The organism is Aeromonas sp. 603607 (genome assembly GCF_049171595.1).
GTDB lineage: Bacteria > Pseudomonadota > Gammaproteobacteria > Enterobacterales > Aeromonadaceae > Aeromonas > Aeromonas veronii.
Map to the genome: position 1 here is coordinate 67843 of NZ_JAAKOV010000004.1, position 14106 is coordinate 81948.

General features: G+C 61.4%; 12 protein-coding genes. 2 read left to right on the top strand and 10 right to left on the bottom strand.

Annotated elements, in window-relative coordinates:
- Positions 1–41 precede the first annotated feature (41 nt).
- Positions 42–1115: a porin gene (locus tag G5315_RS05810; protein ID WP_421332696.1), complete on the top strand. Its 1074-nt coding sequence runs from the start codon at positions 42–44 to the stop codon at positions 1113–1115.
- A 41-nt stretch (positions 1116–1156) separates the two neighbouring features.
- Entirely contained in the window at positions 1157–1792 is a 636-nt protein-coding gene (locus tag G5315_RS05815; protein ID WP_421332697.1) for a DUF2057 family protein, read from the top strand.
- A gap of 68 nt (positions 1793–1860) precedes the next feature.
- Here G5315_RS05815 and G5315_RS05820 read toward each other — a convergent pair whose 3' ends face one another.
- From G5315_RS05820 to G5315_RS05865, 10 genes are all read right to left on the bottom strand, one after another.
- A complete protein-coding gene (locus tag G5315_RS05820; RefSeq protein WP_108588468.1) occupies positions 1861–2724 on the bottom strand; it encodes an SIS domain-containing protein in 864 nt (287 codons plus the stop codon).
- Positions 2725–2756: 32 nt separating this feature from the next.
- A complete protein-coding gene (gene tldD / locus G5315_RS05825) occupies positions 2757–4205 on the bottom strand; it encodes a metalloprotease TldD (RefSeq protein ID WP_213393445.1) in 1449 nt (482 codons plus the stop codon).
- 178 nt (positions 4206–4383) lie between these two features.
- Entirely contained in the window at positions 4384–5190 is an 807-nt protein-coding gene (locus tag G5315_RS05830; RefSeq protein ID WP_421332698.1) for a carbon-nitrogen hydrolase family protein, read from the bottom strand.
- Between the two features lie 25 nt (positions 5191–5215).
- Positions 5216–5536, bottom strand: a complete 321-nt coding sequence (locus G5315_RS05835; RefSeq protein WP_005357731.1) for a Dabb family protein — start codon at positions 5534–5536, stop codon at positions 5216–5218.
- Between the two features lie 34 nt (positions 5537–5570).
- Entirely contained in the window at positions 5571–9464 is a 3894-nt protein-coding gene (locus tag G5315_RS05840; RefSeq protein ID WP_421332699.1) for a YhdP family protein, read from the bottom strand.
- The gene (rng, locus tag G5315_RS05845; protein ID WP_005340056.1) at positions 9465–10934 is read right to left on the bottom strand and encodes a ribonuclease G; all 1470 of its coding nucleotides are present in this window, start codon (positions 10932–10934) and stop codon (positions 9465–9467) included.
- Positions 10935–11029: 95 nt separating this feature from the next.
- Positions 11030–11617 (bottom strand): Maf family protein, encoded by a 588-nt coding sequence (locus G5315_RS05850; RefSeq protein ID WP_227341517.1) that lies wholly within the window; start codon positions 11615–11617, stop codon positions 11030–11032.
- A gap of 2 nt (positions 11618–11619) precedes the next feature.
- The gene (gene mreD, locus G5315_RS05855; protein ID WP_033112548.1) at positions 11620–12105 is read right to left on the bottom strand and encodes a rod shape-determining protein MreD; all 486 of its coding nucleotides are present in this window, start codon (positions 12103–12105) and stop codon (positions 11620–11622) included.
- Positions 12105–13001: a rod shape-determining protein MreC gene (gene mreC, locus G5315_RS05860; RefSeq protein WP_216952752.1), complete on the bottom strand. Its 897-nt coding sequence runs from the start codon at positions 12999–13001 to the stop codon at positions 12105–12107. Before mreC ends, mreD begins: the two co-directional genes overlap by 1 nt.
- A 42-nt stretch (positions 13002–13043) precedes the next feature.
- The gene (locus tag G5315_RS05865; RefSeq protein WP_005340051.1) at positions 13044–14084 is read right to left on the bottom strand and encodes a rod shape-determining protein; all 1041 of its coding nucleotides are present in this window, start codon (positions 14082–14084) and stop codon (positions 13044–13046) included.
- Between the last annotated feature and the right edge of the window lie 22 nt (positions 14085–14106).

Sequence of the window (14106 nt, forward strand, 5' to 3'; positions counted from 1 at the left end):
ATCCCGGCTCTGGCACAGAGCCCGTACAGGAACGATAAAAAATGAAAAAATCCATGCTTGCTCTGGTTCTTCCCGCACTGCTCGGCACAGGTTCCGCTCATGCGGCCGTCATCTATCAGGCTGACGATGGCTCCAACGTCGACCTCTACGGCCGTCTTGGCTTCAATATTTCCGACAAGAAGAGCGGCAATGATCAAGGTGACTTCGATGGCCGTATCGGCTTTACCGCCCGTCAGACCGTCAATGACGATGTCGCAGTGATCGGCATGGCGCAATATCAGGTCAATGCAGCCGAATACGCCAACAACGTGCAGAAGAACAGCAGCGATCTCACTGCCCGTTACGTGTGGGCCGGGATCGACGGTGGCCAGTGGGGCAAGGTGACCGGCGGGCGCGTCTCTTCCGGCCTCATCATGTTCACCGATATTGGCGATGTGTTTGCCGCCTCTGATGTCTCCATGGCTCGTCAGGCCAGCAAGGTGGACTCCACCGCCGTGCAGGTGTTCCGTCAGGATGGCACCCTGCAGTACCAGAACACCCTCGGCAATCTGGATCTCTCGCTCGCCTACATCCTTGGTAACGGTACCTCGGATCTTGATTACGGCTACAACGGCGCCCTGCGCTACACCTTCGATCTGGGCAATGCAGGCAAACTGGCTCCAGTCGTGGCGTATCAGCAGACCAAAGCCGCCCAGAGCAGTGGCAGCAAGGTCGATCCCAATACCGATGAGTATCGCTTCGCCGGGATCGGTACCCGCTACTATCTCGGCCCTCTGATGTTGGGCGCCCTCTATAGCAAGGATCAGGTGACCTATCGCGATGGCCGTGCCGACAGTGAAGACAAGGTGTGGGAACTGACCGCGGTGTATGACATCAACCAGAAGTGGGCGGCCCGCGCAGGCTATCGTCACCTCGTCAACGAGGGGGGCGACCAGATGGCACTGCGCGATACTACGCTGGAACTGCAATACAAGCTCACCCCGCGATCTTCCCTCTACAGCGCCTATGTGATCCGCAATGGTGAAGATGGTCTGGCTGGTAGCACCATCACCAGTTTTGGTGGCAGCAGCAACAGCGAGAGCTTCTACCACCTCGGCCTGCGCTACGAATTCTGATCTGGTTGCCGGCCTGCGGGCCGGCTCCTTCATGGAGTCTTATGATGGCACGATCCTCCCTGCTCTCTCCCCTACTATTATCCCCCCTGTTTGCCCTGCTGCTCAGTGTACCGGCCACGGCCGCCCGACTGGAGCTGGCCGATACCCTCACCCTGCTCGCCTCGCCACAGGGCAAACCCTCGGCCTTCACCCGGATCATTGAGCTCCCGGCGGGAGAGTCCCGACTGCTGGTCCGCTTTGACAGCCCAAGTGACCCTCGCTCCACCAACGAGAGCCAGGGACGCGTGACCTCGGCTCCTCTGCTGCTCACCCTTACAGCACCATCACAAGGGACGCTGCAACTGACCACCCCGGTGCTGACCAGATCCTCGGCTATCCGCCAGTTTGCCGCCAGCCCGGCCCTGCTGCTGAGTGACGACAAGGGCACCTCACAACCGCTGGCACTACAAGCCCTGCCACGCAACCAGGATAGTCTGGGCACCGATTACCAGGCCCTGCTGGCAAGCCATACGCCAACAGTGAGTCCGGCCCCCATTTTCGCAACACAAGCCGCAACTACCGCTCATACAGCTTCGGCACTTACGCCGGAGCAGGCGGATGCCACCCTGCGGGAACTCTATCTGGCGGCCGATGCCAAGCGGCGTAAAGCCTTTATCCGCTGGGCCCTTGACCTCTAGCAGACAACAAAAAACCACCTGTTCAGGTGGTTTTTTGTTGTACGGATGATGCTGCGGGAGAGCAGGCATCACTCCTTGTTGAGTCGGTCGATGGCATCCCGGGTACCGTCAATCAGGGCCCAGGCTCGCTCGTCTCTGCGCTGCACCAGGCCGAGGAACAGGATGTCGGTAATGGTGTTCTGGGCGGTACGGGAGGAGATGGAAGAGATACGCAGTTCGTTCTCCTCCGCCACCGTATCCAGCACCATGTCGGCCATCTGGCGCAACTGGGTTTGCCGGAACGAAGTCACGGCAATCAGGGTGGCACCATTGCGCTTGGCCAGCTCGGCCGCCGCCAGCACATCACGGCTGGCGCCAGAATAGGAGATGACCAGCTGCACATCACCCGGTCCCAGGGTCTGGGCGATGGAGATCTGCACATGGCTATCCTGGGCAAACAGTGTAGTTACGCCAATCTTGAGCAACTTGTACCAGAGATCCTTGGCGGTCAGTGCAGAACCGCCAATCCCCACCAGCTGTACCCGCCCGGCGCCATCTATGGTGTCGAGTACCTGCTTCAGCAGAGCACTGTCGAGAGCCTGAGTGGTCTCGATAATAGAATTTATCTTCTCCTGCGCCAGCTTCTTGGCCATGGTCTCCAGATCATCGTCTCGCCCGATGCCATTGTAGAGATCACCGACATTGTCGGTCTTGATGGCATGCTTGCGCCCCAGATCCTCGCTGACCGCCAGCTTGAAGGCGGTGAAGCCCTTGAACCCGATCTTCTGGGTGAACTTCACTATGCTCGACTGGCTCACCTCCGCCTGCTGGGCCAGCTCCTGAGAGGAGAAGTGGGTCACCTGTTCCGGACAGGAGAGGATGTAATCGGCAATCTTGAGCTCGCTGGGGGAGAGCTGGCTCCTGATATTGGATATTTTCGACAGGGTAAGCATGGTTTCTCTCTGTTCTTGTTCTGCGTCGAGGCTTACTGGGTGCCACCCACGGTGAGCTGGTCCAGTTTGAGGGTGGGCTGGCCGACACCGACCGGCACGCTCTGCCCCTCCTTGCCGCAGATGCCAACCCCGCGATCCAGCGCAAGATCGCTGCCCACCATGGAGACCTGGCTCATCGCCTCGGGGCCGTTGCCGATCAGGGTCGCCCCCTTGATGGGAGCGGTGATCTTGCCATCCTCGATGAGGTAGGCCTCGGAGGCGGAGAAGACAAACTTGCCGGAGGTGATGTCCACCTGACCGCCACCGAAGTTGGGGGCATAAATGCCCTTCTTCACCGAGGCGATGATCTCGGCCGGATCGTACTGACCCGCCAGCATGTAGGTGTTGGTCATGCGCGGCATCGGCATGGCGGCGTAGGATTCGCGGCGCCCGTTGCCGGTGAGCGGTACCCCCATCAGGCGAGCGTTCTGTTTATCTTGCAGATAACCCTTGAGGATACCGTTCTCGATCAGCACGTTGTAGCCACCCGGTGTCCCCTCGTCATCAATGGAGACGGAACCACGGCGACCCGGCAAAGTGCCATCATCGACGATGGTACAGTGCTTGGAGGCCACCTGCTCGCCGATGCGGCCAGCAAATGCGGAAGATCCCTTGCGGTTGAAATCCCCCTCCAGACCATGACCCACCGCTTCGTGCAGCAGCACGCCGGGCCAGCCGGAGCCCAGCACCACCGGCATGGTACCGGCTGGCGCGTCGATGGCTTCCAGATTGACCAGCGCCTGGCGCACCGCTTCACGCACATAGCCAAAAGCGCGGCTCTCCAGCCCGTCCAGTTCGAGGAACCAGTCGTAACCAAAGCGGCCACCGCCACCGGCACTGCCACGCTCGCGGCGATCGCCCTTCTCGGCGATCACGGTCACCGACAGACGCACCAGCGGACGAATATCCGCGGCCAGGGTGCCGTCGGTGGCTGCCACCAGCACCTCTTCGTAGACGCCGCTGATGGAGGCCATCACCTGATTGATGGCGGGATCCAGACTTCTGGCGAACTTGTCCATCTGCTCCAGCAGGGCGATCTTCTGATGCTTGTCGAGGGTCTGCAGCGGATCCATGGCCGGATAGAGCAGGTTCGCTTCGGTGCGGGCCCACGCCTTCACCTTGCCGTGAGCACCGGCTGCGGCGATGCCGCGAGCGGCAGTCACCGACTGTTGCAGCGCCAGCAGGCTCAGCTCGTCCGAGTAGGCGAAGCCAGTCTTCTCGCCGCTGACTGCGCGCACCCCGACCCCCTGATCGATGTTGTAGCTGCCATCCTTGACGATGCCATCTTCCAGCATCCAGGACTCGTGCCAGCTGCGCTGGAAATAGAGATCGCCGAACTCCACCTGATGGCTCATCAGGCTGCCGAGCAGCTGCTGCAGGCGCCCTTCGTCGAGATCGTTCGGGGCCAACAGGGAGGCACTAACCTGGCTCAATAGACTCAATCTTCTTCTCCAATCTCGACGTGAGATGTCGTAACGGTTAATTCATCCGGTGTGGCCCGGTGTTCAGTTCGTATTCGCAGGGTGCAATGGGCGCCGTGAATGGCGCCGCCAACCCCAAGATCGGCACAGGTGCAATGCGCTTCGCTTGTTGCACCCTACGTCGATCAACATCCCGGGATCACAGCAACCGGGCATGCCTCAGCACCGGCATGGTGCGTTTCAATTCGTCGATAAGCCCGGGCTCCATCTTCGCCAGCACTGTGCCGCGCCCGCACTCTTTGCTCGCCAGCACCCGGCCCCAGGGGTCGATCACCATGCTGTGGCCCCAGGTCTGGCGCCCCATTTCGTGAGTGCCGCCCTGATTGGCAGCGACTACGTAGCACTGGTTTTCGATAGCGCGGGCCCGCAGCAGCGGCTCCCAGTGCGCCTCGCCGGTCACGGCGGTAAAGGCGGCAGGCACCAGCAGTACGCGGGCACCGGCACGGGCCAACTGGCGGTAGAGCTCGGGAAAGCGCAGATCATAACAGATCGAGAGGCCGAGGGGACCAAAGGGGGAGTCCACCAACACAGGCGACTCGCCGGGGCTGAAGGTCTCCGACTCCCGATAGCGGCCGTGATTATCCGCCACATCTACGTCGAACAGGTGGATCTTGTGGTATTGGCCCCTAAGCTCACCGCTTGGGTCAAACACCAGCGAGCTGGTGTGGATATGGTCGGAATCTGCGATGGTGGTCGGCATGGCCCCGGCTACCAGCCAGATGCCGTAATCGCGTGCCCATTCAGCCAGTTGCTGCTGGATCGGGCCCTCACCTATGGCCTCGGCCCCATCCAGATAACCCTGCCGTTCGCCAAACAGGGCAAAGTTCTCCGGCAGCAGCACCAGCAGCGGCTGCTCTTTGGGCAAGGCCGCCAGTTCGGCGGCGATCTGCTCCCGGTTATCCTGCCAGTGACGGCCAGATACCAGCTGTATTGCGGCTAACCACATGACGTTCTCCTTGTCGCTTGGGCCATTAGACGGTGACAGCATCCCCCGCCTGCAGGGTGTAATCCAGCACTATGATGCGCTCCAGCACCGGGCGGAAGATGGCCTTGAGGGCATCGTGATCAGGATGGGGCAGATAGCGCTGGCGGGCCGCTTCGTCGGCGAAGGTCATCAGCACGCTGTGGGTAAACCCCTCGGCTCTCCCCTCCGGGCTGTCATCACGACCCCACTCCACGGCGGTCACGCCGCTGACCTGATGGGGAATGGCGAGAAAGGCGGTACGGACCGCATCTATCTGGGCAGGCTGGGTGCCCGGCTTGAAGGCGATCAGCAGGATATGTCGGATCATGGCTCACTCCTTGTGATGATGCCGGGCCGCTCGTTTAGCGCTGAGCGGGCCCCGCGTGTTTGGGGCTCAGCAGGAAAGGGGTCACCTCTTGGGTCGGCAGGCTGGGAGCAACGGCGTCAACCGCCTCTTTCTGCTGCTGGTTGAGCTTGATGCGTGCGCGATCTCGCCCCGCCTCGATCAGCTTGGGGGCGTCGAGCGGGCCCGAGATGCGAAAATCGATGCGGGTCACCACATCCACCACCGGCTCCAGCAGTTTGGAGAGGGCCAGCACATAGAGCCCCGTGACCGGTGTGATGGAGAAAGCCGCCACCACCGGCAGGGTGCCACCCAGATTGGGGGAGAAGCTTAACTCGTAGTCGAGCTGCCAGCGCACCAGATCGGCGATCCCCTCGCCGCGCAGGTTGCCTGCCGCCCCCTTCATATAGAAATCATCGTTGCTGACCTGCCCCTGCTTGATGGTGGCAGAGGCGGACATGGATTCGAAGTAGAAGCCCTTGTCGAACACATCGCGAAAATCGAGCCGCAGCTTGCGCAGCAGGGAATCGAGGCTGAGCAGGGAGAGCAGCCGCGCCCCCTTGTCGTTGACCTCCCGCAGGGTGCCCCCTTCCAGCTGATAGTTGGCACTGCCCCCCAGGGTTGGCAGGCTCGGGCGATAGGGCACATCCTGCCAGTTCAGATCAAAGGCAAGTGAACCGGGAGCATCGCCGATGGGTGAGGTGTAGCCGAGCCGCTTGAGCAGCAGCTCGCTGTTGTTGCTGGTCAGCTTGCCACGGGCGCGGGTCTCCATCCGGTTGCCATCGGCCAGCCAGTCGACGCTGCCGGTGAGCTGGCTCCCCGCCAACCGCACATCCAGCCCCTTGAGTGTCACCTTGTTGGCACCGGGCACCAGTTCCCCTTTCACTTCACCGAGCGGCAATGCGCCAAAGCGGCAATCGACACAGCTGAATGTCAGCCAGGGGATCGAAGCCATGATGGCGTTATCCTGCTTCGCATCGGGATCCGGGCTGAGATCCGAACTCTTGCCGGACCAGTAGATGCGGGCAAACTTGGCATCCACCGGGCGATTGGACACTGCGGGCAGGCGGATCACCCCCATCACATCGGGGCTATCGATCATCACCTCGGTCGCCTGCTTGGTCGGCCCCACGGTGAAGCGCGCCGCCTTGAGGGTGGCACTGCCGATATAGGCGCGAGCCAGCTGTCCATCCACCCACCACTCCTGCGGCAGGAAGGCGGGGCCAACCACCGCATTGCCAGTCTGGTTCTGCGCTGGCAACCACTGCTTGAGTCTGGCCAGCCAGCCGCCCACATCGGCCTCCTGCTGGTTGATGGCGAGCAGCATGGGGGCATCGCGCATTACCCGGGCGCCCGGCTGGCCCACATCGACCCGCACCCGACTGAGATAAGGCACCCCTTCGCCGTAGACCAGTCGGGTCTGCATATCCACATCAGCCCCCAGTACGGCGCGAATGTCGGCGCTGCCATCCCGGCCACGGGCGATCACCTTGAGCGGCAGTCGGCTGGCGCTGCTCTTGGCCAGCGGCAGCGGCAGATCCAGCCCCATCCCCTGCAGGTTGGAGTCGAGCGCCAGCTGGAAGCTGAACGGCTTGCTCTCGGGCAGGGTCAACCCGAGCTTGCCGCCCCAGTTGCTGCGACCGTTGAGGATACCGTACGAGGAGATGGCAGCGGGCTGGCGGCGGCTATCCCACTGCCCCTTGAAATCGAGGTCGACCTGATAGTGATCCGGATGCTGGCGCCCCTGATAGTCGAGGGTCAGCGGCTGGTTCCACAGGCTCGCCTTGAGGTTGCTGAAACGGGTCTGTTCGTTGTCATATTCGAGGCGTCCCTGCACCTTCTCCAGCGGCAGATCCAGACTGGCAACCCGCACCTTGTTGTTGCTGAAGGTGGCATCGCCGCTCGCCTTGACCTCGCTCTCGCCATCGAGAGGAATATCGAGCTTGACCGAACCGGCCATCGGGCCGCGGATCTCGATCTCCCGCAGCGCCTGACCTACCGAACTGCCCAGTGGGGAGTCCTGCAGGTAGTCGCTGATGGCCTTGCCCTCCCCCTGCACCTTGGCATCCACATAGAGGTGGGCACCGGGGGAGAGATCCGGGATCCAGGCATGCACCGAGTCGGAGCTCGCCTTGCCGAGTTTGGTGGAGCGGCTGCGCATATCGAGACCGGCATTCTGGAACAAGAGATCGATCTGCAGGTCGGTAAGCGGTTGCCAACCGGGGAAGAACTCGTAGGTGGCCTGCTCCAGCGGCACCGCCACCTGGAAGATGCCCTTGCCGTTGTCGTAGGGGAAATCCCGAAACTCCCCATACCAGAGCAGGTCGGCCCCCTTGGCCTTGCCCCCCTTGATGGCGCCACTCAGGTAATCCACCAGCCCCTTGTCCATCGCCTGCAGCGGGAAGTAGCGATCCGCATGGCCCGCATTCTTTACATCGATGCGACCGGTCAGGGCGAGGAAAGGGTGTTCGAACAGATCGAGGCGGAAACGGCTGGACAGGGTCAGATCCGGGTTATCCAGCGCGATATCCTGCCCGTAGAGCACCCAGCCCTGTTCCTCGCGCCACCAGTCGAGGCGGGCCGAGAAGTTGTCGACCGGGATCGGCATCTTGAAGTGACGGGCGGGATCAACCTTGTCGTTCGCCAGCGCCAATCTGGCGCTACCGCCGGTCGGGGTAAGCCAGAACTCGCCGTTGAGATCCTGCATCCCGGGTATATCCTGCCACGCCTTGAGGCGCACCTTGCTGAAGCGGCCACTGAGGGAGATATCCTGCCACCCGGCATCGGCCTGCAGGGTCAAATCAGTCAGCTTGCCCTTGGGTTTGGTCTGCTTGAGCAGCTCGCTCTGGGCAGGATAAATCGCGGAGACCAGCTGGCTCAGCTGAGCAAACTGCTCGAGATCGATCTGCGGCACATAGCCCTGCACCCGATCCCCGACCCGCTCCAGCTGCAAGCGGCTCTGCAACCAGGGTTTGCCGTCCAGCTTGAAGGTGACGTTATGGCTGGCCAGTTGCCAGTCAGTGCCGTCACGGCGCAGCTGGATCTTGCCGCCATCGAGGCCGAAGCGGTGCATCTCCCCTTTCTTGGGATCCTTCCAGATCAGGTAGTTGTTGCCAAACGCCAGCAGGGTATTGCCCAGCTTGCCGCTGTCAAACTCGCTCCAGAGCTGGAAGTCGAGCTGACCGGTAACCCTGGGTTCACCAGCATGGATCCTGGCCAGGGTCGGGGTGATATCGAGCTGGCGGGCCCCCAGATAGAGCTGCCCCTTGAGGCGATCGAGCCGGGCAGTCGGGGCGTCCACATCCAGAATCAGATCGAGGGTGCTCTCACCCACCCCGTTGATGAGGTAAGCCTTGCCGACCCCCTGATGGCGCTTGCCACGGTTCTGCCAGCGTAGTTGGGCGATGTCGAGGGCGCGCAGATCACCGAGGGAGGTGGTGACGCTGAGACGAGTGTTGTGCACATCGAAGGTGGAGAGCTGGGTCAGCAGAAAGCGCAGCAGGGCGCCCTGCTGGGGATCGCCAGAGGGGCTCTCGTCAGCCGGTTGGCCCAAGTCGATGGTGATATCGCCATCGCTCAGGATCAGCTCGCCAAACACCGGCTTTAGCTCGTTAATGGTGCGCCAGAAGTCGAGATGCACCCAGGCTTTGCCGAGCTGTACGGCAAAACGCCCCGAATCCGGGGCGACGGCGAGCTGTTGCAGCTCGAGGGCCGGGCCAGACTGTGTCCAGCTCAGCCCAATCTGATCGACGCTGACCTTGATTTGCGAATCGCCGAGCAGAGAGTTGATAAGGCTCTCCCGGTACTGATTCAGCAAAGGGCCTCCGACCCGTACCAGGGTGACCAGCATGGCCAGCAGTACGAACAGAACCCCCAGGGCCAACCAGCCCCGACTCAGCCAGCGATAGACCAATTACATCATCACCACGTCGAACTGCTCCTGACCACAGAGGGGTTCGCTCACTACCCGCACCTGTTTGCCGATAAACACTTCCAGCTCAGCTAGACTGTGGGACTCCTCGCCATGGAGGTAGTCTGCCACGGCAGGGGCTGCGTAGACGGTGAACTGATCCGCATCGTAGGCACGATTGACCCGGATGATCTCCCGCAGGATCTCGAAGCAGACCGACTCCACCGTCTTGACCCGGCCGCGCCCTTTGCACTCGGGGCACTCGGAGCAGAGCACATGCTCCAGACTCTCGCGGGTGCGCTTGCGGGTCATCTCTACCAGACCCAGCTGGGAGAAGCCGTTGACGTTGGTCTTGGCGCGATCCTTTGACAGCGCCTGCTCCAGACTGTGCAGCACCCGGCGGCGGTGATCTTCCGACTGCATGTCGATGAAGTCGATGATGATGATGCCGCCGAGATTGCGCAGGCGCAGATGACGGGCGATGGCCGCCGTCGCCTCGACGTTGGTATTGAAGATGGTCTCTTCCAGATTGCGGTGGCCGACAAAGGCGCCGGTGTTGATATCCACCGTGGTCATGGCTTCGGTCTGGTCGATGATGAGGTAGCCGCCGGATTTCAGCTCCACCTTGCGCTCCAGCGCCCGCTGGATCTCGTTCTCCACGTCATAGAGATCGAAGATGGGCGACTCGCCGGGATAGTACTCCAGCTTGCTGGCCAGCTCAGGCACGTACTCTTCGGTGAAGCGCTTGAGCTGATCGAAGCTCTGGCGCGAGTCGACGCGGATCTTGTCGAGCTCGGCACCGACGAAGTCGCGCACCACCCGAAAGGCCAGACTGGGATCCTCGTAGAGGATCTTGCAGGGGGGATACTTCTGCTTGCGCTCGAGGATCTTGCGCCACAGCCGCTTCAGGAAGGCGGCATCCTGCTCCAGCTCCTGCTCCCCCACCCCTTCGGCGGCGGTACGGATGATGTAGCCACCCAGCTCATCCACATAACCGGCCACGGTGCGCTTGAGGCGTTCCCGCTCCGCTTCGGACTCGATTCGCTGGGAGACGCCGACGTGGGCACTGCCCGGCATAAAGACCAGATAGCGGGATGGCAGGGTGATGTCGGTGGTGAGACGGGCCCCCTTGGTGCCCAGCGGATCTTTCACCACCTGCACCATGATGTCCTGCCCCTGACGCACCAGCTCGGCGATATTGCCGACCTGGAACTGCTCCTTCTCCTTCACCGCCACACACTCGGTATGGGGCACAATATCGGAGGCGTGCAAAAAGGCCGCCTTGTCCATGCCGATATCGACGAAGGCTGCCTGCATGCCAGGGAGCACCCGGCTTATCTTGCCTTTGTAGATGTTGCCGACAATGCCGCGTTTGGCCTGACGCTCTACATGCACTTCCTGCAGCAGACCGTTTTCGACCAGAGCGACCCGGGTTTCGGAGGGGGTAACGTTAACCAGCAGTTCTACCGACATAACTAACCTTGCCTGTTCCAGTTTTGAATTCTTATACAGCCAATCCGGTACAACGCGCGCAAGGAAGAACGCAGCAGAGCACAGCTGACGGAAAATTACTTGTGTTGTTCCAGATGCTGCTTGATCAATAGATCCGTCTCCAGCAGCGGCAGGCCGACCACGGCGCTGTAGCTCCCTTCGATACGGCTGACAAACTTGCCGGCAATACCCTGAATGCCGTAGGCCCCGGCCTTGTCACAGGGCTCGCCGGTTTGCCAGTAAGCCTCGATCTCGGCCTCGTCCAGCTTGCGAAACGCCACGTTGGTGGTGACCAGTCGCACGTCACAACGCTCGGGGCTGGCCAGCGCCACCGCGGTCATCACCTGATGCACCTTGCCGGAGAGCGCCTCCAGCATATCCTTGGCATCGAGCAGATCGGACGGTTTTTCCAGCACCCTATCCCCCAGCACCACTATGGTGTCGGCCCCCAGCACCGGCAACGCTGTCGGCGCACACGCCACACCCGCCATCGCCTTGTCGCGAGCGAGACGACAGACATAATCTTGCGGCTTCTCCCCCTCTTCCCGTTGCTCCGGTACATCCAGTTTCAGCACATCAAAACGATAGCCAAGCTGGGTCAGCAGTTCGCGACGACGGGGAGAACCCGAGGCGAGATAGAGTTGCAGTTCGTTGTTTTTGCTCATATTTACCTGATATTGAAGCGGCGCCGCACTTTGCGCAACACCAGAAACACCCAGGGCCATATTAGCATCGTCGTCAACGTCGACCAAAAGTAGGCGAAGTTGAGGCTGGCCCGGCTAAACAGGTGCTCGGCCCAGAAGACCGTCAGTTTGCCCACCAGCGAGAGGCAGCCGATGATCAGCGCCTGCTGCCAGAGGGAGAAGTTGCGGATCTTCTGGAACTGGAAGGCCGCCAGATAGGTGGTAATGGCCATCGCCATGGCGCGCACGCCGAGGGTGCTGCCAAGCAGCACATCCAGCAGCAGACCGGCCACCCAGGCGGTACCGACGTTGGTCCGGTGCGGCAACGCCAGTGCCCAGTAAATGAGCACCATGGCCAGCCAGTCCGGACGGAATGGATCAAATTCAAAGGGAAGCGGCAGGATCGACAGGCTTAAAGCCAGCAGGATCGAGATCCAGATCCAGATCCTGCCACTGGCGGGTTGCAGCATCAGCGAGTGGCTCCTGCGGCGGACGCAGCGGCAGCGGGGGCCGGGCGTTCGCCATCCTTGTCATTTACCTCGGGCTTCTTGTCGGTCCACAGCAGCAGCAGATAGCGCAACCGATCCAGCTCGACCAGCGGTTTGGCCTCGATCTGGGCGAAGGGCTTGCCCTCCACATACTCGGAACGGGTCACGGTTGCCACCGGATAACCTTCCGGGAAGCGGCCACCAAGACCGGAGGTGACCAGCAGATCACCCACCTGAATATCGGTGTTGCGCGGCAGGTTGCGCAGCTCCAGCTTGTCGAGCTCGCCACTGCCGGAAGCGATGGCACGCAAATCGTTGCGCAGCACCCGCACCGGAATGCCGTGGCTGGAATCGGTGATCAGCAGGACGCGACTGGTGGTGGAGCCCACATGGAGCACCTGACCAATCACACCCTGATCGTTGATCACTGCCTGACCGTTGTAGACGCCATCCAGTGCCCCCTTGTTGATCAGCACCTGATGGCTGAAGGGGTCGGAGTCCACCGACAGCAGCTCGGCTACCATCTTGCGGGACTCTTTGTGCACCGGCGAACCGAGCAGCTCACGCAGCCGCTGGTTCTCGTGCTCCAGCTGATCCATTTTGAGCAGGCGGGCGCGCAGGGTGAACAGTTGCTGCTCCTGCTGCTTGGTCTGCTCGATGAGATCGGCGCGGGTCTGCACCTGGGTCGACATGGTGTCGAGCAGGGTGCCGGGCGCATTGGCCATGTACTGCAACGGACTGACTAACGAACTGAGGTAGACGCGGACATGGGTAAACACACCGAAGCGAGAATCCGCGACGATGGCAGCAATGGAGATGATGACGGCGAGAAACAACCGTAACTGAAGCGAAGGGCCTCTACCAAAAATGGGTTTCATGGGTCGTCAAAAAAGAGCCGGCACGCTGGCCGGCTTTGGGTCTTATTCGTAGTGGAACAGATCGCCACCGTGCATATCGATCAGCTCCAGCGCCTTGCCGCCGCCACGGGCCACACAGGTGAGGGGATCTTCGGCAACGACGACGGGGATACCGGTCTCTTCCATCAGCAGACGGTCGATATCTTTCAGCAGCGCACCACCACCGGTTAGCACCATGCCGCGCTCGGAGATGTCGGATGCCAGTTCCGGCGGAGACTGTTCCAGCGCAACCATCACGGCAGCCACGATACCGGACAGCGGCTCTTGCAGCGCTTCCAGGATCTCGTTGGAGTTGAGGGTAAAGCTGCGCGGCACACCTTCAGCCAGGTTGCGACCACGTACTTCAATCTCGCGCACCTCTTCGCCCGGGTAGGCGGAGCCGATCTCGTGCTTGATGCGCTCGGCAGTAGCTTCACCGATCAGGCTGCCGTAGTTGCGACGGACGTAGCTGATGATCGCTTCGTCAAACTTGTCGCCACCGATACGGACAGACTGGGAGTAGACCACACCGTTCAGGGAGATGATGGCCACTTCAGTGGTACCACCACCGATATCCACGACCATGGAACCGGTCGCTTCGGAGACCGGCAGGCCGGCACCGATGGCAGCGGCCATAGGCTCGTCGATCAGGTAGACCTCACGGGCACCGGCACCCAGTGCGGATTCCTTGATGGCGCGACGCTCAACCTGGGTTGAACCGCACGGTACACACACCAGCACGCGCGGGCTGGGGCGGAAATAGTTGTTGTCGTGAACCTGCTTGATGAAGTGCTGCAGCATCTTCTCGGTCACGTAGAAATCGGCGATCACGCCATCTTTCATCGGGCGGATTGCGGAAATGTTGCCCGGGGTTCGGCCCAGCATCTGCTTAGCGGCATGACCGACAGCAGCGACCGATTTGGCGTTCCCGCGCTCTTGGCGAATGGCGACAACTGAGGGTTCGTTAAGGACGATCCCTTGATCTTTTACATAGATCAGGGTGTTGGCAGTTCCCAAATCGATCGACAGATCGTTGGAAAAGACGCCTCTGAGCTTTTTGAACATGGCTACGGGAAATCCTAAGAAT